The sequence below is a fragment of the Veillonella sp. S13054-11 genome, from assembly GCF_002959795.1.
Taxonomy (GTDB): domain Bacteria; phylum Bacillota; class Negativicutes; order Veillonellales; family Veillonellaceae; genus Veillonella; species Veillonella parvula_E.
Map to the genome: position 1 here is coordinate 190,417 of NZ_PPCY01000008.1, position 21,542 is coordinate 211,958.

General features: G+C 38.7%; 21 protein-coding genes. 3 read left to right on the plus strand and 18 right to left on the minus strand.

The features are described from left to right. Nucleotides 1-21 precede the first annotated feature (21 nt). The 4 genes from VPHSUH08_RS08515 to VPHSUH08_RS08530 all read right to left on the minus strand — a co-directional run bounded on the left by VPHSUH08_RS08515 (nucleotide 22) and on the right by VPHSUH08_RS08530 (nucleotide 3,909). Nucleotides 22-1,335 (minus strand): DUF445 domain-containing protein, encoded by a 1,314-nt coding sequence (locus VPHSUH08_RS08515; RefSeq protein ID WP_004694647.1) that lies wholly within the window; start codon nucleotides 1,333-1,335, stop codon nucleotides 22-24. Next, nucleotides 1,332-2,567, minus strand: coding sequence for a DUF445 family protein (locus tag VPHSUH08_RS08520; protein WP_004694645.1), 1,236 nt, complete (start codon nucleotides 2,565-2,567; stop codon nucleotides 1,332-1,334). Before VPHSUH08_RS08520 ends, VPHSUH08_RS08515 begins: the two co-directional genes overlap by 4 nt. Nucleotides 2,568-2,662: 95 nt before the next feature. Next, on the minus strand, nucleotides 2,663-3,364 hold the full coding sequence (locus tag VPHSUH08_RS08525) for an MBL fold metallo-hydrolase (protein ID WP_105087228.1): 702 nt from the start codon (nucleotides 3,362-3,364) through the stop codon (nucleotides 2,663-2,665). A 188-nt stretch (nucleotides 3,365-3,552) separates the two neighbouring features. After that, nucleotides 3,553-3,909, minus strand: a complete 357-nt coding sequence (locus VPHSUH08_RS08530; protein WP_004694640.1) for a helix-turn-helix domain-containing protein — start codon at nucleotides 3,907-3,909, stop codon at nucleotides 3,553-3,555. A gap of 440 nt (nucleotides 3,910-4,349) precedes the next feature. Here VPHSUH08_RS08530 and ygiD point away from each other — a divergent pair, with 440 nt between their 5' ends. Further along, nucleotides 4,350-5,144, plus strand: a complete 795-nt coding sequence (ygiD, locus tag VPHSUH08_RS08535; protein WP_060918948.1) for a 4,5-DOPA dioxygenase extradiol — start codon at nucleotides 4,350-4,352, stop codon at nucleotides 5,142-5,144. 173 nt (nucleotides 5,145-5,317) lie between these two features. Here the strand turns inward: ygiD and VPHSUH08_RS08540 are convergent, their stop codons facing one another. From VPHSUH08_RS08540 to VPHSUH08_RS08560, 5 genes are all read right to left on the minus strand, one after another. Beyond that, nucleotides 5,318-5,860, minus strand: coding sequence for a glutathione peroxidase (locus VPHSUH08_RS08540; RefSeq protein ID WP_004694635.1), 543 nt, complete (start codon nucleotides 5,858-5,860; stop codon nucleotides 5,318-5,320). A 31-nt stretch (nucleotides 5,861-5,891) separates the two neighbouring features. Further along, nucleotides 5,892-6,686, minus strand: a complete 795-nt coding sequence (locus tag VPHSUH08_RS08545; protein WP_008602116.1) for a hypothetical protein — start codon at nucleotides 6,684-6,686, stop codon at nucleotides 5,892-5,894. Between the two features lie 276 nt (nucleotides 6,687-6,962). Further along, nucleotides 6,963-7,622 (minus strand): DUF542 domain-containing protein, encoded by a 660-nt coding sequence (locus VPHSUH08_RS08550; protein ID WP_105087229.1) that lies wholly within the window; start codon nucleotides 7,620-7,622, stop codon nucleotides 6,963-6,965. A 260-nt stretch (nucleotides 7,623-7,882) separates the two neighbouring features. Further along, entirely contained in the window at nucleotides 7,883-8,881 is a 999-nt protein-coding gene (gene pta, locus VPHSUH08_RS08555) for a phosphate acetyltransferase (RefSeq protein ID WP_024061513.1), read from the minus strand. A gap of 57 nt (nucleotides 8,882-8,938) precedes the next feature. Then, complete coding sequence (locus VPHSUH08_RS08560) at nucleotides 8,939-10,153, minus strand: ATP-binding protein (protein ID WP_105087230.1); 1,215 nt, start codon at nucleotides 10,151-10,153, stop codon at nucleotides 8,939-8,941. A 345-nt stretch (nucleotides 10,154-10,498) separates the two neighbouring features. Between VPHSUH08_RS08560 and VPHSUH08_RS08565 the strand changes: the two genes are divergently transcribed. Continuing rightward, nucleotides 10,499-11,176: a lactate utilization protein gene (locus VPHSUH08_RS08565; protein ID WP_105087231.1), complete on the plus strand. Its 678-nt coding sequence runs from the start codon at nucleotides 10,499-10,501 to the stop codon at nucleotides 11,174-11,176. On the opposite strand, the gene VPHSUH08_RS08570 is transcribed toward VPHSUH08_RS08565, so the two are convergent. Then, on the minus strand, nucleotides 11,154-11,429 hold the full coding sequence (locus VPHSUH08_RS08570) for a helix-turn-helix domain-containing protein (RefSeq protein WP_004694625.1): 276 nt from the start codon (nucleotides 11,427-11,429) through the stop codon (nucleotides 11,154-11,156). The two genes, VPHSUH08_RS08565 and VPHSUH08_RS08570, sit on opposite strands and share 23 nt — an antisense overlap. A 501-nt stretch (nucleotides 11,430-11,930) precedes the next feature. Beyond that, nucleotides 11,931-13,283, minus strand: coding sequence for an NAD(P)-dependent oxidoreductase (locus VPHSUH08_RS08575; RefSeq protein WP_004694624.1), 1,353 nt, complete (start codon nucleotides 13,281-13,283; stop codon nucleotides 11,931-11,933). 439 nt (nucleotides 13,284-13,722) lie between these two features. Here VPHSUH08_RS08575 and VPHSUH08_RS08580 point away from each other — a divergent pair, with 439 nt between their 5' ends. Continuing rightward, nucleotides 13,723-14,910, plus strand: coding sequence for a MalY/PatB family protein (locus VPHSUH08_RS08580; protein WP_105087232.1), 1,188 nt, complete (start codon nucleotides 13,723-13,725; stop codon nucleotides 14,908-14,910). Between the two features lie 217 nt (nucleotides 14,911-15,127). Here VPHSUH08_RS08580 and VPHSUH08_RS08585 read toward each other — a convergent pair whose 3' ends face one another. From VPHSUH08_RS08585 to VPHSUH08_RS08615, 7 genes are all read right to left on the minus strand, one after another. Further along, on the minus strand, nucleotides 15,128-16,774 hold the full coding sequence (locus tag VPHSUH08_RS08585) for a DUF438 domain-containing protein (protein ID WP_105087233.1): 1,647 nt from the start codon (nucleotides 16,772-16,774) through the stop codon (nucleotides 15,128-15,130). Between the two features lie 355 nt (nucleotides 16,775-17,129). Then, on the minus strand, nucleotides 17,130-17,759 hold the full coding sequence (locus VPHSUH08_RS08590) for a superoxide dismutase (RefSeq protein ID WP_008602097.1): 630 nt from the start codon (nucleotides 17,757-17,759) through the stop codon (nucleotides 17,130-17,132). A 369-nt stretch (nucleotides 17,760-18,128) separates the two neighbouring features. Then, complete coding sequence (locus VPHSUH08_RS08595) at nucleotides 18,129-18,668, minus strand: cysteine hydrolase family protein (RefSeq protein WP_105087234.1); 540 nt, start codon at nucleotides 18,666-18,668, stop codon at nucleotides 18,129-18,131. 229 nt (nucleotides 18,669-18,897) lie between these two features. Further along, the gene (locus tag VPHSUH08_RS08600; RefSeq protein WP_024061508.1) at nucleotides 18,898-19,410 is read right to left on the minus strand and encodes a phosphatidylglycerophosphatase A; all 513 of its coding nucleotides are present in this window, start codon (nucleotides 19,408-19,410) and stop codon (nucleotides 18,898-18,900) included. 10 nt (nucleotides 19,411-19,420) lie between these two features. Continuing rightward, entirely contained in the window at nucleotides 19,421-19,816 is a 396-nt protein-coding gene (locus VPHSUH08_RS08605) for a hypothetical protein (RefSeq protein WP_008602090.1), read from the minus strand. 100 nt (nucleotides 19,817-19,916) lie between these two features. Continuing rightward, the gene (locus VPHSUH08_RS08610) at nucleotides 19,917-20,261 is read right to left on the minus strand and encodes a zinc ribbon domain-containing protein YjdM (protein ID WP_004698208.1); all 345 of its coding nucleotides are present in this window, start codon (nucleotides 20,259-20,261) and stop codon (nucleotides 19,917-19,919) included. Between the two features lie 701 nt (nucleotides 20,262-20,962). Continuing rightward, entirely contained in the window at nucleotides 20,963-21,460 is a 498-nt protein-coding gene (locus tag VPHSUH08_RS08615; protein ID WP_105087235.1) for an ECF transporter S component, read from the minus strand. Nucleotides 21,461-21,542 lie beyond the last annotated feature (82 nt).

The following is a 21,542-nucleotide window of genomic DNA, read 5'->3' on the forward strand; positions in this document are numbered from 1 at the left end:
ACTTATTATAGATAATTAACTTTAGCCTACAAATTGTTGCCAAAACGGCATATATACATATTCTAAGAAGGTCCATACAAGCAGACCCGCTACAGCACCAACGATAGCACCATTAATGCGGATCCAGCTGAGATCGTCCTCCACCTTAGATTCAATAAAGTAAATAAATTTATCTGTACTGAGGCCACCTAATACTTGACGTATGATAGTTTCAATGAGGTCATACCCTTGTTCAAGTACGTAGTCGCCAATATCGTGTAAGGTTTTTTCAATACGATTTCTAAGATCGTCCGATTGACCGTATACATTCCATAATTCAAGAGCAATATTAACTAAAACCTGAGCCGGAGTTTCTCCGTTTTCATCCCCTACGAGCAATAGTTCTTCTATATAAGGGCATAAATGGTTTTCGATAACAGATTCCCAATCTTGTTCGCGAATCCAGCGTTCCCACGCTTCATTAAGAGCATCGCAGACTTCATGGTTCTCTTCAATATTACGAATTGGTTCTACCCATTGTCGCAACCAAGCTGTTCGTTCGGGGCTATTGGGCCGTTTCCAGCTTTCCAGCATCGCATAGGCCTCTTGGACAATAGCCTCTGCCATTTCTTGATAGTTTACTACATCGGTAGCTTCGGACATAGAAATAAGGAAATCAGACCAGAAGCCTTTTCGCTTTTTCTTATGTGCCTCTTCTGCTACGACAGCGGTAAGCCAAGTAACCATAGCCGGATGATTAATCCGTTCTTGAATCACGTTTAGAACTTGCACAACCATACTTTCATAGCGATTATGCTCACATAAATCAAGTAATACGTGTTTCAAAACGGGCACGAGAGAATGTTGTTGAAGCAATCCACGAATGCGTTTTGCCCCCCATTGTGCCCATTCTTCATTAGTTTGAGATTTCCATAAAAGGTGTAGTCCTTGATGAATCACAAGGCGTGCTGCTCGCTGCCCCTCAGGAGACAACAAGAACTTCTCAAACAATGGCACAAATTGCACATTTTTCAATAATACTTTACAGCGCTCCTTGGTAAGCATCTTCGTCTCTACAAGTTTAATAACACCATTAATGAGGCGATCTTTATTTCGAGGAATTAGCGCTGTATGATATGGGAAACCTAGTGGCTTACGGAATAATGCTGTTACAGCAAACCAGTCAGCCACACTACCGATGAGGGCAGATTGAACAGCCCAGTACAACGGTTGATACCAACTTTCATAGCCAAAGAAAAATTGTCCTACAAAAGCAAAACAATACAATACGGCAGTCAAGCCTAAAATGCCATTAGCACGCTGTTTCAAGGTAAGGGATTTCAAATAACTAATCATTTGAGCACCCCCTCTACAATGATGGTCAAACCGTATAAGATGCCGCCAAGGACAGCCCCTATAAGGGAACCATTAATACGCACCATTTGAAGGTCATAGTACATTTTGCCGCGAACAATTTGAGTGATTTCATCAGGCGAATAGCGGGATAATTCTTGACCTACCACACTGTCGATGAGGGGGTTCAATTTCTGCAACCACGGAATACTACGCAACAAGAAGAACCGCTCAAAAGGCGCCTGCTTGTCTGGATTCAACAAAATTTCGGTACCGAGCACATTAAAGCGCTCCATAACGATGTCCATGAGGCGTTTCCAATCCAATGTATCCCCATCGATAAGTTTGCCTTCCCATTCTTCAAGAACCATTCTAATCCACTGATTTTTATGTTCTTCAATGAAAGCTTGCCACTCTGTATTAGTTTCCAAATTATTGAAAAAGCGAATAGCTTGGCCCCATACATAGCGTCCCAATGCAGAGTCAATAGATTCATTTTCCTTCAAGAATTGAACGGCCTTTTTCTGTACCGTTTCTACCAATCGTTCTGGTGAAAGTCCATCTCCGCCAAAGGCGATGGCCAATTCACGAAAGAAAGAATCCTTTGTATAAGTTTTCATAATGTCTAGCATGACGCGATACAAATAGGGATATACCTGATTTGATGCGATAACACGCTGACATGTGCGGTTAAAATAAAGCCAAAACACGCTTGCTGTGTGACGTTCTAGCATACAACGACCAAAGAGAATAACAAGGGGTGTTGCTTTCCAGTTTGTAACCCCCTTATAAATGGCCTTATTAATCTCTTGGCGCATCGGTTCAATATCCATATGAGATAAAACTTGATTGCCCACACCGTACAAGAGATTTCGAATTTGAACTTGTCCCACATCGCTCATGCCGTATTCAACGATACGGACCATAACACGTTCTTTTTTGATAGCATAATACATCTGTGGCACGCGCAATAGCTCTTCGCTGAGCATAGTGCGGCCTATCTGAATTAATCGTTCCTTACTGCGCGGCAAGATTGCCGTTTTGAAAGGAATGCCTAAAGGCTTCGTAAAGAGAGCCGTTACTGCATACCAGTCCGCGAGGCCGCCTATCATAGCTGCCCCAGAGATATGCATGATAAAGGCCCAAAATGTATCATGTCGCTGCGGATATGAAATTAAAAATATAATAGCCATGACAACCAACAGGGTGGTTGCCACTGGTTTAGTTTTCATCATCACTTGATCCTAACTTACTCAATTACGCATATAGACTGTTCCTATATAACGTAGTGACCTCGAGGTCTACGGACTTTCACACTTATATCTACAATCTAAAATGTAGCCTCATCGCCATCTTTTTGAGGTTCCCAAATCGACACCTCCCCAAAGAGAGCTTTAAAGTACACAGACGGTGTCCATAATGGACCATTCAAATGCATTGGAATAAAGGCTTTATTCACCTGTACACGGCGCAAAAATTCAATACTGCCCCATTCCATAGCGTCTTCCAAACGATTGTCTACAGGGAACATCGCTACATCTACGGACAAGCCCTCTAATTCCTTGAACTCACGCCAAGCCATACGCTTTGCATCCGCATTGTTTTCTGGCGTATCACCAAGCCAATGCCACCAGTTAAGGTCTCCTGCATGGAAGATAGAGTCAGAGTCGATATTCGCCGTATTTGTCTTTATGTAAAAAGAGCCACCTTCATCGGTGCTGCCATACATATGGATGCCTACATCATCTAATAGTGCATCTTGGCCAGGGCGCATGGTAATACATTTTTTTACCTTGCCCTCTAACGGCACATCTTGATGACAAATATAGCGCGTTTGAGGACCATCAAACTCCGTAATGGATGGGTTAAAGTGATCTCCATGAGTGTGACTTACGAAGAACCAAAGTTCACGACCTCGTTTAGCCAACTGCCAAACAATATTATTAGGATCCTTATAATAATCAAACACATAGCAACGCTTACCATCCTCTACAAGGAATCCGCTATGCGCTAAAAAAGTAACATGTAACATTATTATCAATACCTCTAATTTATTGAGAATTTATATCATTCGTATTTTTTATTATACCATATTTTTCTAAATGCATGGCATAAACAAATGGCTATTCATGACACATATAAAGAACTTTTTTAAAGTCTTATCAAATATATAGTGCCCCATATGTATCATAATAAGGGCAGAAATGCCGCTGGCATTTCTTAGATGCGGCCAGCGGCTTTCATATAGTCGATATATTGGTTACCCCAGTTTTCAAGGGAAGCTAACACAGTTTTAAAACCAGCCCCCACTTCGGTAAGGCTATATTCAACCTTTGGTGGAATGGTTCCATATACTTCACGATGTACAAGGCCATCATCTTCCATTTGGCGCAACGCTCTTGTAAGTGTTGCTTGTGTGATTGGATGTAATCTCCGTTCTAATTCACGGAAGCGCACAGGACCTTCAGATAATTCATGCATAATCAACAAAGACCATTTGCCAGCCAATAACTTTTGGCTCGTTGCAAAAGGACACCGCCCCACTAAATCATGAACATTTACAAGTTGCTCTGCCATTGTCATTCTCCTTATATATCTAGCTTAAGTAGCTTGTTATAACAAAATTAACATCTATAACTAAGCTACTCTTTATAGCTACACTACAATTTCTATTTCGGTATTAGAAATATTTCCACTTAATGTAGTTCAAATCATATCACAATTTTTTAGAATTGCAAGTATTTTATAGTATCATTTTTTAGGGTACAAAAATTTTTGAAAATTTTTTAATCAGTAAATATCACAATTCTATTATATTTGATAGTACCTATCTCAAATAATTCTACTATTCAAAATATTTGCACCAATATATAATAAACTTACTAACTAAATACAATTATCGGTTGGTGAATCAATAACTATTAGATTTAGTCATCAACATTTATAGCTAAACAATTGTATCAATTTTACAGCATTAAACAGATTACACATTATCAATTGAAGGATTAGGTGATATTATGAAACGCATGCCTACACTATTCGTCGGTCACGGCAGCCCTATGATGGCTTTAGAACATACAGAAACAACAAATACTTTCAAAAGTATAGGACAAAATATAATTAACAACTATGGCAAACCAAAAGCCATACTTGCCATCTCTGCCCATTGGTATGCAGATGACACCTATGTTCAAAGCGCAGAGAACCCAAAGCAAATTTACGATATGTATGGATTCCCTCAAGAACTTTACGAAGTTGTGTATCCTGCAAAGGGTGACAGCAATTTAACAAAAAAAGTACAAAAATTACTGGGTAACTCCGTTTCTATAAATGACACTTGGGGTATCGATCACGGCATGTGGACTGTGTTAGTTCACATGTTCCCTGATGCATCGATTCCCGTTGTCCAACTATCTATCAATAAATACCTAAGCCCAAAAGAAGCCTATCAACTAGGAACAAAGCTTCAGTCATTACGCGATGAAGGCTATCTTATCATGGGCAGCGGCAACATCGTTCATAATCTAAGACGCATAGAATGGGATAATCCATCCGGCACCTCTGCCACAATTGAGTTTGACCAATATATTTCTAAGGCCGTCTTAAAAAACGATATAGATGCTATTGTTAATTACACTCGACATCCTCAGGCTAGCTATGCTGCACCTACACCAGATCACTATCTGCCATTAATCTATATTATGGGTGCTAGTGAAAGTACAAAACCGACTGTATTTAATCAAACCTATAGTTTGGGTTCCCTATCGATGACAGGATTTATCTTTGAGGATGAGCCTCAAAACATACTTTAAGCCCATAAAGATACAAAAATCTCCTAGGAAATTTTATTTCCTATTCACATAAAACCTTACATTACTATGTATAAACAAAAATAAATAAATATATATGTATTTATTTATTTACACAAAAGAACCGCTAGTTACAAAAACTAGCGGTTCTTTTCTTTACCATACTAATGACTCTACTAAATGAGTTTTTTAATGAAAGCTTCCATTTCCATCGGTTTTACAACAGGCTCGAAGCGCCCTACCACATTACCTTTACGATCTATAACAAACTTAGTGAAGTTCCACTTTACCTCATCGTCCTTTAAATAATTAGGATCGATACCATTGAGATAATCTGTAAGCATTTCAGTTTTATCACTAGGTGGGAAGCCTTGGAATGGTTGTTCTCGTATCATGTATTTGAAAAGGTCTAATGCACTTTCATCGCGTACATCTGCTTTCCCCATAACGGTAAAAGTAACACCGTAATTCAATTTGCAGAAAGATTGGATTTCGTTATTAGAACCAGGTTCTTCCTCTCCAAATTGATTGGAAGGAACAGCAATAATTTCTAATCCTTGCTCTTTATATTGCTTATAAAGAGCCTCTAGACCCTCATATTGGTGAGTAAATCCACATTTGCTTGCCGTGTTAACAATGATAAGAACCTTACCTTCATAAGTTTGTAAGGATTGTAATTCACCAGACTTAGTAGGCAGGGAAAATTGATATACAGACATGGAATCTCCTAATTTAAATTAAAAATCTTTATTACACTAATAATGTTTTCACATCATAATTAAATTTTGCCGTTGTTTCCGCCGCAGTTTTTTGCCATTCTGTTGTTGCTGTACCATCTTTTTCAAGGAAGAATCCAGAATCAAGATAGCGAATGATAATATAATTGGAATCTTTTTGATCAAAGCCATTACCACGAGTGAAATCGATACCATGACCTGTATTGCGCGTTACGATAGCTTCCAACAAAGGCAACGTAATGGCATTCAACGTAATTTTCATATCACATTTGTCGAAAATCTTTTTAAAGAAAGAACTAGGTTTTTCTTCTTTATATACTAATAGTTTACTAATTGTACCATTAGATGCACACACTACGCGACGAATTTCATTAATAGGAATATCTACCTTACCATTCGAAATAACACCGTTTTTAATAGTAATTTCTCGTTTACCCATATAGGAGTAATCTAGTGGCAATTGAAGAGTATCTAAATTCGCAGGGAAGTCCGCTGTCAATTTATGGCGAGCAAAAGCAGCAATGATTGCTTTGGTTTCACGAATATTATGACCAGTATTATAATCTGTACGGTCAGTATCTAAATCTTGACCTTCTATATTTTTCCAATTATGGTCTCTAAATATAATCGAATAGTTACTATTTGAATTTAAATATCTTGTAAGATGAAGCTCATTTACATCATCAAAATCAATGTCAGTTATAACTTGTCCATTCGAATCTTTACAGAGTACACCATTGTAACTAACCGTTAATATACGATCCGTACTTTCAAAAACAACAGGATTTGTGTCGAATACAGAAATCATAGCCCTCTCCTTTTCACGACTTCAAACATACCTACACCTGTATATATCAAGTGCATTTACTCAATATATTGATTAAAGATATTAATCAAATATAGTTAACTTAATCATACACCTTCTATATGAATTTACGCAAATGATGTATTTCCCCCATACTATAGCTACAAACTCATGATTCTCAAGAAAACAAAAGACACCAACCATTCGATTGGTGTCTTTACTACATACAAGGAGACATTTTACAATAGCTCCTTGTCATTATAGAAATGAGAATATAACCTATTTCATGTCAAACAAAATAGAATTTTCTAAGAAAATATGTTCATGAAGGCCTTCTTCTAAGGCTTTCATGGTCTTAAATACATACACATAAGTAGCACAACCATCTGCTGGTGCTGTGTAATGATTAGTCAATGCACTTAAGGATTCCAAAAGTACACCTGCAGCTTCGTGTTCAGCCCGAAGTTCATCAAAGTCTACGGGTTTACCCGCTTTAAACTCAGGGAAGTCTACATGCTCTTCATGCCGGAAATGAGGTACAAGAGCGGATTTAAGTTGCAAAAAGATTTGATAAATCTTTGTCAATTCCTCACCATGATGGTCATAATGTACATTTAGCAGTTTTGCCAACCCTTGGTCAATTTCATCAATCATATTTAATTGTTCTCGATGGTAATTATGAACGATGTAATCAATCAATTGGTCTTTAGAATAGCTAAGCACCTCTGCACGAGAAGATTTCTGAGCAACTTGTACATCATTTAGCATAGCAATGTATGCATCCACATCTTTACCTTTTTCTGCAATAGCCTCAGCTAAAGGATGTCCACCACCACAGCAAAAATCAATTCCATCTTTTGCTAATACATCCATTAACTCTGGATTTACTTTAACCGCATCAGCTACGGTCATGGATTTATTAATAGTCCCAAAACTCATAAGATACACCTCCAATGGTTTACGCCGATCTGTTTTCTTATAGTTATACTATACGACCAACCATGGATTCTGTCTGTCGCAGTGGCTACGAATTTGAAAGTAACATAACAATAATGATAATGCTGTAGGAAATAACATGGCGTGATGAATATAAAATATATGGGTATATGTTGAACATACAAAAAGCTGGCCCTATAGAGCCAGCTTTCAGCATATCAAAACATATATGACATATGTTTATATATGAAATTATGCAGCTATTAGATGCTTTCAACAGCAGCGATAGCAGCAACGTCTACAACGTCTTGAGCGGAGCAGCCACGGGAAAGGTCATGAACTGGTTTAGCCAAACCTTGAATCAATGGGCCAAGAGCGTCAGCGCCGGAGAAGCGTTGTACCAATTTGTAACCAATGTTAGCAGCTTGAAGATCAGGGAAGATCAAGATGTTAGCTTTACCAGCTACGTTGGAGCCAGGAGCTTTCTTTTCTGCTACGGAAGGAACGATGGAAGCGTCCAATTGCAATTCGCCATCGAATTTGAAATCAACCTTGCGTTCTTTCAAGATGTTAACAGCTTCAACCACTTTATCTACTTCTGGAGTGGAAGCGGAGCCTTTTGTGGAGAAGGACAACATGGATACGCGAGGGTCAGCCATGCCAACAACTTTGCGAGCTTTTTCTACAGTGGATTCTGCAATATCAGCCAATTGTTCGCTAGTTGGATTAGGCAATACGCCGCAGTCAGAGAATACTAGCATACCGTCGTCGCCATATTCTTTTTTGCTTGTAAACATGAACATGGAAGAAGATACAGTTTTAAGACCTGGTTTAGTACCTACAACTTGCAATGCAGCGCGCAATACGTTTGCAGTTGGGCAAGCGGAACCAGCAACCATGCCATCTACTGCGCCAAGGCGAACAAGCATAGCGCCGAAGAACAAGCAATCGCCTTTCATAGTTGCGTCAGCTTTTTCAGGAGTCATACCTTTTTTAGCGCGCAATTCTACGAATGTATCAACCATTTCTTGGTAACGATCATAGTTAGCAGGATCAATGATTTCAGCACCTTCGATGGATACACCAACAGCTTTAGCAGCTTCAGCGATTTCAGCAGGATTACCAACGAGTACAGGTGTTACGAAACCTTCTTTCAAAATAATTTCAGTTGCTTTCAATACGCGTTCATCTTTGTATTCTGGCAACACGATTTTTTTACCTAATGGTTTTACTTGGTCTTTTAATTTTTGAATTAAATCCACGATTTTTGCCTCCTTAACATTGGCTTTACGCCATATCAATACTATTATTATAGCAAGTTAACGACTCTCTAACAACCATTCTAAAACATTTCGTTGTTGAATTCCATCGTAGTTGGCATTTTTATTTAGTTCATCTAAGGTGAGCAAAAACTTAGAGTATTGGTCTTGTACCGCCTCAAGCGGTGCTAGTTCTTGGCTCAAAGTATTAGAGTCAAGTACGGTCTCACTAACTTGATAATATTCGGTAATCCCCCCTTTTTGTGCTACAAAATCTATTTCACCCTTAGCAAGTTGCCCTACATATACAGTGTATCCTCGTCTAATGAGCTCTAGAAAAACGATATTTTCTAGAATATGACCTGTATCACGACTCGCATTCCCCACTAGCAAATTTCGTAATGTTACATCAACACTATAATACTTTGCATTGATACGTAGTAATTCTTTACCTCGTACGTCATAGCGATTTACCTTATATAACAACAAGCTATCCTGTAATCCTTGTAAATACCGTTCTACAGTTTTATTATCGATTTTTCGACCTGCACTAACGAGAGAGTTGGCTATTTTATTTGGTGAAAGTAAACTACCAACATTCGCCATAATATACCGCACTATATCTTGTAAAATTGTGACATCATTAATTTTCAATCGAGCCACAACATCATGCAATAACAAAGTATTATATAATCCACGTAAATATTCTTGAATATCAAAGTCTTCGCCCCCTAATTGCTGAGTATAAGGGAAGGAACTTTCACGAAGATAGGCCTCATAGGCAGGAATCAAAGAATACTGATTACCCTCATACTTGCTATGGTAAAACTCACTGAAGGACAATGGCAACATCTGAATTTCCACATATCGTCCAGTCAATAATGTGGCGATATCAGAAGACATAAAGTATGCATTGGAGCCCGTAATATATAAATCTGTGTTCTCTTTTACAAACAAGCTATCTACGACACGATGAAATTGATCTACATGCTGAATTTCATCAAGAAAAATGTAATTCGTTTCATTAGGCTGCATACGTTCTAAAATATATTGATACAACGCATGGTAATCTCGCAAATGCTCGTATTCCAATTCTTCAAAATTAATGGAAATAATCTGTTCAGGCTTCACATTATCTGCCAATAACTTATCTTTAAACAGCCTAAACAATGTAGATTTACCACAACGGCGTATGCCTGAAACGACCTTAATAATAGGCCGCTCTCGATTACGCCGTAAAAAATCTAGATATCCTTGGCGCTGAATTAACTTCATAAGGGCCTCCTCATCTATGTACCTTCTCATAGATGGAACCCATGTATTAGTAATATCAGATATCATATCACTTACCTAATAAATTTGGATTCCATTCCAACTTTATATTAATTTTATCATAAAGTTGGATTTCACTCCAAATTTTTATTATTTTAAGCATAAAATTGGATTAGATTCCTAAAGTTTTACTTTAAATTTAAACATACAGCACTTCAATTAATGTTTATCTATGAACTACATACCAATAATTGAACTCTTTACACATAATACGCTACAATAATAAAAACAAAATACGGATAGCCAAATGCCAATTTATATTCCTTATACACCCATTTAGGAGGTCTTATGGCGAATACAGAGACAACAATCAACGCTGTTATACATCCAAAATACAATGACACACCTATAGACATAGAGAAAACAATTAAAGCCTTGGAACGCAATAATTTTGTAGTCCATTATTTCGAAACTGGTACTGAAGCTATTTCCTATTTAAAAGATCGTATTCAAAACAAACATGTAGCCATCGGGGACTCTCGCACGTTACTAAAACTCAATGCTTATGAAGCCCTATCCGAAGTCAACAAAGATGTAACGGATATCCAACGTCCCCTTCCTGGTGAAAGCTTCCGCGACACCGCATTGCGCACCATGGGACGTGATGTATTCCTTACCTCAGTCAATGCTCTTGCTCAAACGGGGGAAATGGTCAATATTGATGGTACGGGTAATCGTGTTGCCGCCTCACTCTTTGGCTCTCAAGAGGTGTTTTTTGTGCTAGGCATCAACAAAATCACGCCGGATTTAGCTTCCGCCATCTATCGTGCACGCAATGTGGCCGCTCCGCTCAACAGCAAAAAGAATAAAAAGAGCTCTCTCAATCCATGTGCTAGATTAGAAGAAAAATGCTATGACTGTGGTTCTCCAGATCGTATATGCAATGCATTAACGATTTACTATAAAAAGATGCGCAATATGCAAACCATGGAAGTCATCATCATTAATGAATCTTTAGGCTTCTAATGGTTTGCGGCCCATTCAAAAAATCTTGTATATTCATTTCTCCAAGTCCATACACGACTCTGTAAATTGTGGACCACCGAGGATCTACGGCACCACTTTCAAGGTCACTAATATAAGATTGGGCTAAACCAGATTTATCTGCCAATTGATATTGAGTCATTCCCAATTGTCTGCGCCAAAGTAAAATCAATACACCAAGCTTGTGAACTTCTTGTCGAACTTGTAGATCTTGACAACATACGATAGGATTCATGCCAACCTCTATCTACTTTCTCCCTCAACACATATTTATGCCTTTACTATAAATCTGGGCTCAATCATTTCCTAGTAGTGGTTGAAAAGCGATAACACAAAAGCCTTAACAAAAACTAATGTGTAAATCATTTTAATTAAGGCTTTTGTTCTATGCAGATTTCATTGCGTAGGATTTCATCATTTCGTGGAATTTTAGTATATATAAAAGTTATTATCATTAAAAATACAGATAGTAAATCAAAAATACAGGTATTATCTATATATTGCAATTCTTTTACAGTATTCATACATTATGCATACACTTGATTTATAAAATTACCTAGTTTTATTTATAATACAAGAAGACTATACGATATAAAGTAAATGCGATATATAGTAAATGCGATATATAGTAAATACGCAATATTGTTAAAATACATTTAGAAATAATAAGTCTATTAACAATACAAAAGGACTATACAGCTGAACTGTATAGTCCTTTCTATGTATTTATATAAAATTATTGATTTGCGCTTTCTTGTGCTTTTTTGATTTCCATGTATTTAACCATACCATCAACGGCTTTTTTAGCTTCACGCATAGCCAATACTACGGTAGCAGGTTTATGAACAACGTCACCACCTGCAAATACGCCTTCGCGACTAGTCATACCATATGGATCTTCAGATGTAATAATATAACCTTTTTCATCTACTTTTAAGTTATTACCTTCACCTACAAGACGAGCATTTGGTTTATGACCTGCGGCGATAATGATTTTATCAACAGGCATGACTTGGAAGTTACCAGTACCGTGGATACCTGCACCATCTTCATTAAGCGCCATCACTTCATATTTGAAGCCTTCAACCTTATCTGTACCTTCTACGCCTACTGGAGAAGCGAACCATTGGAATTGAACGCCTTCAGCACGGGCTTCTTCGTATTCAGACAACAAGGCTGGCATTTGTTCTTGGCTACGACGATATGCTACTGTTACCGCTTCGCAGCCTAAACGTACGCATGTACGAGCTGCATCCATCGCTACGTTACCACCGCCGATGATGATAACACGGTCACCTTTTTTAACAGGAATTTGATTTTCATCAAGTTCCCCATTTTCTACCAATTGTACATTCGTCAACAAGTACATTGCTTGGAATACACCAGGTACTTCATCGTTTTCCATGCGCACGTCTTGAGGAATATGCGTACCAGTACCGATGAAGATAGAATCATATCCTTCAGCAAAGAGATCGTCCAAAGTTTTATCTTGGCCGATAAATGTATTGCATACGAACTTAACGCCTAACCCTTCAAGGCGAGCGATTTCACGACGTACAACGGCTTTAGACAAGCGGAATTCCGGAATACCAAATAAGAGTACGCCCCCTGGTTCAGATTGACCTTCAAAGACAGTTACTTCATAACCGAGTTTAGCCACATCACCTGCTACGGACAAACCTGCAGGACCAGACCCTACTACCGCTACCTTACCAAGATCTTGTTTAATCTTCTTAGGTTTGCGAAGTTCATTGATACTTTCAAAGTCAGCAGCAAAGCGTTCTAATTTACCGATGTTAATAGGCGGTTTTTTCGCCTTATTCATAATACAGTTGCCTTCGCATTGATTTTCACGTGGACATACGCGACCGCAAATAGACGGTAAATTTGTTCGTTCCGCTAAGATATCATTAGCTTCACCAAAATTACCACGTGCGATAGCTTGGATGAAACGAGGTATTTCGTTTTCAATAGGACAACCCATACGGCATAAAGGTTTTGGACAATTTAGACAACGTTTCGCCTCCGCGAGCGCTTCCTCCATCGTATAATCCGCATCAAAATGTAGTGGTTTTAATTCGTTACTCATGGCACATGCCTCCTAACAAGGATCCAGTATACTATACTTACAGCGTTGCATGCACCTAAGCATTCCGATGAGCCCTCTCACATAGGGACGCCGCCACATGCTGCTAACATTTATCTTTTGTAACCATTCGATAGACGTGTGGTCACTGGTCAGACTCACACTATTCTATAGTATATTCTAAATTGTGAAAGTCCCAACAGTCAAGCAAATATAGCACCTTTTGTATACGAATATAGCCCCTATTCATGCAAGGATTGCATAGATTTTATACAAGTCCATTTACATATAATAGGATGCATGTATACTGATAATAGATACAGTAATAAGAATTAGAGATACACCTTACAGAATAGAAATATCTATTTCGTAATTGAATATATACATACATATAAGAATTAAAGATATAAAAGCCAAGGTATATCCTTATATGAGGTTTCTTATGAACACAGCAGAATTCACTAGCAAATACTATATAGACCGCCGCGGTTCTCATTCCCGAAAATGGGACGGTGAGCATTTAAAATTCAGTCGCACCGACCTATTACCATTATGGGTGGCAGATATGGACTTTATGCCACCTCAGTGCATCCAAAATGCCATCTGTAACTATGTGAAAGCCAATCCGTTAGGTTATACTATGACAAATCCAAATTATATAGAGGCCGTCATAAATTGGTACAAACGACGTCACAACTGCGGTATTGAACAGGACTGGCTCGCTAGCGCCCCCAATGTAATTACCGGTATTATGTGGTGTATTGGGGCTTTCACAAAACTAAACGACGCCATCGTAGTTCTAAGTCCTGTATACGGCGCCTTTGATACGAGCGCTAGCGATGCACAACGTCAAATCATCGCTGTTCCTATGATGCGTAACAAAGATAATCGCTACACCGTGGATTACGATGCATTTGAAAAGGCTATCACCGAGCATGATGTGAAGCTGTTCATTCACTGCAATCCGCATAATCCTATCGGACATGTATGGACTGAAGAGGAAATGGGCCAATTATTTGGCATCTGTAAGCGCCACCATGTGCTCATCATAAGCGACGAAATCCATCAAGACCTTATTACAGGCCCAACAGCCTTTACATCAGCCTTGACCGTAAAGAACGGAGCCTATACAGATAACATGATTGCCATGTCCTCCTTGTCCAAGTCATTCAATATGGCTAGCTTGCACCACGCAGAGGTTATCATTCCTAATGAAAAGCTACGAAGCCAATTCAACACCTATAAGGCTCATGTATACCATACAGACTCAGACGTTATTGCCGAAACTGCCATCACAGCAGCCTACACTCACCCAGAGGCCGAAGTATGGTTAACAGATGTACTGGCCGTCGTTCGTGAAAACTATGAATATCTGTGCCGAGAGCTTTGTACGGCATTACCAAAAATCCGCATCAGCCCTATGGATAGCACCTATTTAGCGTGGATTGATTTTGGTGCCTATATAAGGGCCGAAGATATGCACGACCTATTCGAAAACAAATGCCGCCTCGCACCTAGCTTTGGCGAATGGTTCGGAGGCGAGGACTACGCAACATTTGTACGTCTGAACTTAGCTACGAGCCTAGAAAACATAAAAACCGCTACCTACAGCATTATTAGAAATATTTAACATATCAGCTATATTAAGCATAGTAATTGTATACAATCATACTATTCCCTACACAAACTTAGTACATACAGCGATGTATGTGCGGTAAACTATAAGGCATAGAAAAAGGCTACTCTACCATCAAATCGTGTAGAGCAGCCTCTTTTCTATATATGTCTTACTTTTCTATATATGTCTCATATATGTTACCTATTCAGGTTACCACATATATAGGGTCTTATTTAGTTCTAGCGAAATGATCTTTTGCAAATTGCATGTCTTGTACGAGTTCCAATGTACCAATATAGTTATTGTTTTGGTCACGAACAGCCATGTAATTAACATAGAATGGACGGCCTTGTTTTTCAAGCCATACTGCTACATTATCACGATCACCTTTACGGAAGGAATCAATAACACCACGTACGATTGGTTCTACCTTTGGTGGATGGCAGGAATACACATCGCGACCAATAGCTGTCGTAGGGCGTTTGAAGACCTTTTCACCATCGTTGAAGTAACGGTTAATGTCTTCGTGATCAACGAAGGTTACTTCCATTGGCATTGTATTAAGCATGGCATTTAATTGATCCACAGTCAAGCTACCACCGATTAGAGCAATGGTATTATCATCGCCACTTGCTTTTGTTGTTTGTGTTGCTAATGCGGTTTCAGCCTCTGGCCAAGCAGTGCGTTTTACCCCAAAAATTTCTTCATACTGTGCTGTATCTTTGTAGATTTGGTACCACTCTTCAGTGCTGAAGTTTTCTGCACAGATTGGGAACAAAATATTTTGTTCTTTATAGATCATTTCTTGTGCACGTGTAAGAAGCTCATCAAAACGTCTATACCAATCATCTACACTTTGGCTAGACTTAGCTAAATCACCTAGTTGGTCCCGAATATCACCATCAACAGTCCACATAACCATAGATGGACCAGAAATATCATAGGCTACTTTCAAATGCGGATACAAAAGGTCACCCTTCTTAGCATAGTGAACAGATACTTGACGCACTGCATTTACATCATCAACGGTTGCCGTTTTATCTGCCACCTTAGGTCGAATGGATTCAATTAACGCATCAAGAGCCTTGTTTTCCTCTGTTAATTGATGGAGTGGATGTCCTACAGTTTCAATCAAGGATACCACACTTTTGCTCTTCTCTTGAGCCTCTAGCACAGCCTCAACCTTAGCATGTTCTGACTCCATTTGTTCATGAATGGTAGAACCGTGGAACAAGGCGGAGTGAAGGTCACATAATTGTTGCACCTCAGCTAACGGTGTACCTTCACGCATGAGACCTTGCTCAGCTTTCATAATTTCACTAGCCTCAACATGGGCGAATTGACTAGCAAAATCTTCACGAACGGCACCCAGGTCTTCGCCTGTGCCTAAACGTTTCAGGAATCCTTTAAGTTGCTCTACACGTTCGCTATCTTGAACAGCATCTTCAGCCTTAGCTTCGGAATTTTCTTCCGTGTTAGCTTTCGCTGTAGTAGATGCTGCTGCATTTGTTTCTACTGCGTCTGCTGCAACTGTACTAGAAGCTACCTTAGCAGATGCATCCGTAACATTAGACTTTGTAACCGCTGCAGTAGGTGCCACGCCAGGATGACCCGTAGATTCCGCATCATCACCCGATAGGTTTGGCATTTCACCTTCTAAGGTAAAACCAGCTTTCATAAAAGCACCCACGATATCAATCATGGATACACCTTTCATCTTAGCCCCTTTTGGGATAGTCATGATTTTGCCAACAGAATTCAACATCACCTTATTTGTGATTTCGCTGAATCCTAATTCCTTCATAATATCTGTTACTTCAGGATATTCTTTTACCAAATCATATACCGATTTGGATAAATCTAATTTCTTTTCCATTTTGTTCCCCTCGTGTCAAAATCTTTATAATATACTTACTGATATTAATGAGCCCCTATACGTAAAAATCTCGTATACAAGGCTATCTATTTACTGTAAAAGGTCTATATGTAATGACCTATGGTTCTATGATAAACGATATCGATTAGAAAATCTGTATCCGTGGCTATACTTTTGAAAGTTATTTATAAGATGAAATAACAGTAATAAAACACCGGATAATCGATCATGTAGACCAACTATCCGGTATTTACGTTACATTATATTATATTATTATGCCTGTTTCTGTTTCTGTTTCTGTTTCTGTTTCTGTTTCTGTTTCTGTTTCTGTTTCTGTTTCTAACAAGTGTACCACTTAATCATGATGTGGTTTCAATGCTTTTTCGTAATTTTCAGAAACTTTGTCCCAGTTAATAACGCGGAAGAATTCCTTGATATAGTCTGGGCGACGGTTTTGGTAGTGCAAGTAGTATGCATGTTCCCAAACGTCTAAACATAAAATTGCTTTTTTACCTTCCAATAAAGGATTATCTTGGTTTGCAGAGGATGTCACTTCTAACTTGCCATCTTTATTAACTACAAGCCAAGCCCAACCAGAGCCAAAGCGTGTGGCTGCCGCAGTAGAGAAGCTTTCAACAAACGCATCGTAGCCACCAAGTTCAGCGTCAATAGCCTCTTTCAAAGGACCTTGCAATTTAGAAGTATCTGGTTTTGTCATAATTTCCCAGAACATAGTGTGGTTCTTGTGACCACCACCATTATTGATAACTGCTTGACGGATATCTTCTGGCACATTAGCAATATCGCCGAGAATGCAGTCTACACAACCATACGCAAGATCCGGATATTTCGCGATGGCCGCGTTCAAATTATTAACATACGCTTGGTGATGCTTGTCATGATGCAATTTCATTGTTTCAGCGTCGATAACAGGCTCAAGATAATCATAAGCATACGGTAATGGTGCGAGTTCGAAAGGTTTCATAGTAGTCCTCCTTATAATTAGGGCATAGAACAATGCTAATTATTTCGTATCATCGTTCTTGTGAAAGCGATTCGATGCACCTGCATCGGTATTATAGAATCAATCTACTAGCATAGCATATATACTTCAAGAAGAGACGTATTATCCTAACTTCAACCAGAAGTTAAGATATATTTTTTAACCAATAAATTGATATGAATTATCATTCTTTATCTAATTGTACACATTATATAGAAAAACGTCAATATAAAACACTAACATAAAAAGGCCATGGGAGCTCCCACAGCCTTTCATTAGTTGATTGTTAAGTGACTTTTACTCAGCAATAACACATAGTTCTACATAAAAACATATACAGATATATACAAATTATTCGACAATGCACTGACACATTTTCATAGTTGTTAATGCCGCTTGATGGGACTCCTCTGTTACGCCAGCACAACAGCTTGAATCGACGTGAATCGGAATCTCTGGCAAGCCTGCTTTCAGCATAATCGCATTGGACACAACACAAATATCTGTACATAATCCGATGAGCGTAATAGACTCAATAGGATTTACTTTATCCATGCCCTCTAGCCGTGTAAGCAACTCAAAGGAGGCAAAGTTTGGTTTATCTACAAAGGACACAGGACTCATAATTGATCGACCTTCTGCAGCCTCAATCAAGCCATCCACAATATGCCAGCCCTCGGTATTTTTAACGCAATGTGGCACTGGTAAAAGCTTTCCTTCTTGGTGTTCTAAGTAATCTCTATCATGCGTGTCACGCGTAAAAATAATAGGACCATCAAAGCTTTCAATTTTCTTACGCACATTATCTACGATTAACTGTGCTTGCAATGAACCAAGGGCACCATCTACAAAATCATTTTGCATATCGATTACTACTAGAACCTTTTGCATAGCTCCTCCTGTATATAGCTACAAAACAAAGTACTTATTTCCAATCAATATTATTTATACTCTTTATTATTTATACTCTTTATTATTTATACCATCAATAGTATCTAGCAACTCTATACATTGTTATCATGTTGTTGTGAAAGTGTCATCAAGTTATTGTGAAAGTGTTATCAATGAGTCATCGAAGCCCACCTCATACTTTATCGACAAGTAGATATATGACGGACTTCTATTCTTCTGCTATAGCATGTTGCACGCGATTTGGTTCATTATGTGCCAATTTTCCTGCCGCTGCTGCCGCTACAGCACCTACTAAATCATCGAGGAATGTATTACAGCGTCCCCCTTCTTCGCTATCTAGTTTTTTGATGATACCTGGCTTCACCTTGTCTAAATAGCCATAGTTTGTAAAGCCAATGGACCCATATAAATTAACGATGGAAAAGGCTAAAATTTCATCAATCCCATACAGGCTTTCATCATTAGCAACAATGCGTTGCAATGGCTGAGATAATTTATTCTGCTCCGTTAACTTATCAAGCTCTACACCCGTAATAATCGCATTATGCACCTCGCGTTTAGATAGTACAGAAGCCACACTTGTGCGACACTCTTCTAGTTTTAAATTCGGCATATACGGTTTTTGTACGTAAAAAACAAGCTCTGCAATGTCATCTAATGTGACACCACGCTCAGCGAGAAGATCATAAGTATATTTCTCTAAATCTTTCGTAGTTTCCATAAGCCCTCCTTTATCGTTTCTTAGAATTAGTATCAGGTAGCATGACAATACTAACGGGAATCGTTACAACAAGCGCTTCATCAGTATCAACATGTTTAGTATTCCAAGCCGCTTCTTTAGCAGCCTCCTCAAAGATAGGGTACGCTTCACGATCTAGTTTCCAATTATTAGGACCTGCTTCAACAGCTACAATATTACCCTTATCATCCGTCTTAATCTCTATAGGAACGATTAATGTTCCATCTGCACTCGTTTCAAAAGCCTCTGGTGGAATGATCACATTATAAGAAATCTGTTGTTGCAATTCATAATTACGCTTGTCCGCAGGCTTTATATCTGCAGCTATAGAACTAATAGGACTCATCGCAGACACTAATAAAGCCAACAATATAACACGGTTAAACATAGTTTCCTCTCATCTAAATACTCTCATACTATATGCATTATAAGTTGATTATACCACGAAAAAATCCCTACCGAATTTTTATCGGTAGGGATTTCTTAGATTAGATTTTCTTAACCATTTCAGATTTTAATGCCATCGCACCGAAGCCATCAATTTTACAATCGATATCGTGACCATCACTTGCATCGGTGATGAGGCGAATATTTTTTACACGCGTACCTTGTTTTAATACGCCAGCGCCTTTTACTTTGAGGTCTTTTACAACAACCACTGTATCGCCATCAGCGAGCTCATTGCCGTTAGCATCGCGAATGATACCCGCTTCAGCTGCAGCTTGCGCATCGGCCGCTGTCCATTCGTTGCCACACATAGGGCAGATAAACATATGACCGTCTTCGTATGTGTACTCGTCGCCACACTTAGGGCAGTTAGGTAAATTTGCCATTTAGATCTCCTTTGTTTATTACATAATGAAAGTATTATACCATACCTTGGAAACCGGGCTCTATATTAATATGATGACCATTGACTCCAGATTGACGATATACGCCAATCTCATTATAATGTAATAAAGAGATAGTCGACGAGTGGTTCCGTCAGGCTCATCCCAAAACATTATAAAGCATGCAAAAATGGCCTTTCGTTTTCAGCTACCAGTTGGTAACGAAGGGCTATTTGTCGTTATTACGACAAATCAGCACTATCAATGCTCCAAAGGAAATAACGACAGTTAAGATCCCGAGGACAATCATAATGACTTCATAAGCATTCATAGGCTTTCACCCCCTTCAAAGAAAAAGGGTGGCCCAACCTCGTTCGACTATCTTACGTTCATTATAAACCGAACTTATGTTCTATGCAATAAAAAATCTATTAATAAATATTAGTCTATTTATAACTAACAAAGGGAGACTCTTGATAGAGTCTCCCTTTTATTCGCTACCCTCGTAGTGTTAATTCTTAAGAAATAATCAATATATTGATTATAAAATAAGATAAACCTAACGTTTAAGACTAAGTACGGCAATACTTAGACACGTTAGGTTTATCAAATTCACAATTCTTTGATGAGCCTAACGCCTAGAACACGTTAATTGGCTCTTTTGTACTTATAGTATAGTCTGAATTCTAAAGACTGTCAATTTACTATCCAAGTCTTTTACGCAAGATCGCATAGAGTATCATGCTAATAATAACGCTCATAACAGCTTGAATAGTATTAGTTAAAATACTGGCAATGGCTACGCCTGGGTCGAATACAAAGTATTCGGCGATAAAGTAGCCGGCTACGATAACAATACCGCCTACGATAGTTGCTACCAAGGCAGAGGTAGTTGTCTTATTCTTATAGACAGTACCGACAAGATAGCCTTCAAGTCCTTTCACCACGAAGGTGATGGGTACAAAGACTACATAGCCGAGAAATAAATCAGCTAGCGCCGGGCCGATAGCACCAATATAGGCGCCATATTTTCGACCTAATAATAGAGCTGACGTCATAATAACGACATCTCCTACATTGAAATAGCCGCGAATGCCAGGTACTGGAATTTTCGTGTACATGGTAAACAATGTTGCGAGGGCAATCAATACGGCTGTGAGTACTAACGCGGACGTAGTACTGCGGGTTTGAACGTGTTGCATAGCGTCCTCCTTATAAAGAAAAATAGATATGCGATAAAATACACCACATATCTATACTATATACCTTTATAACAACACCCGC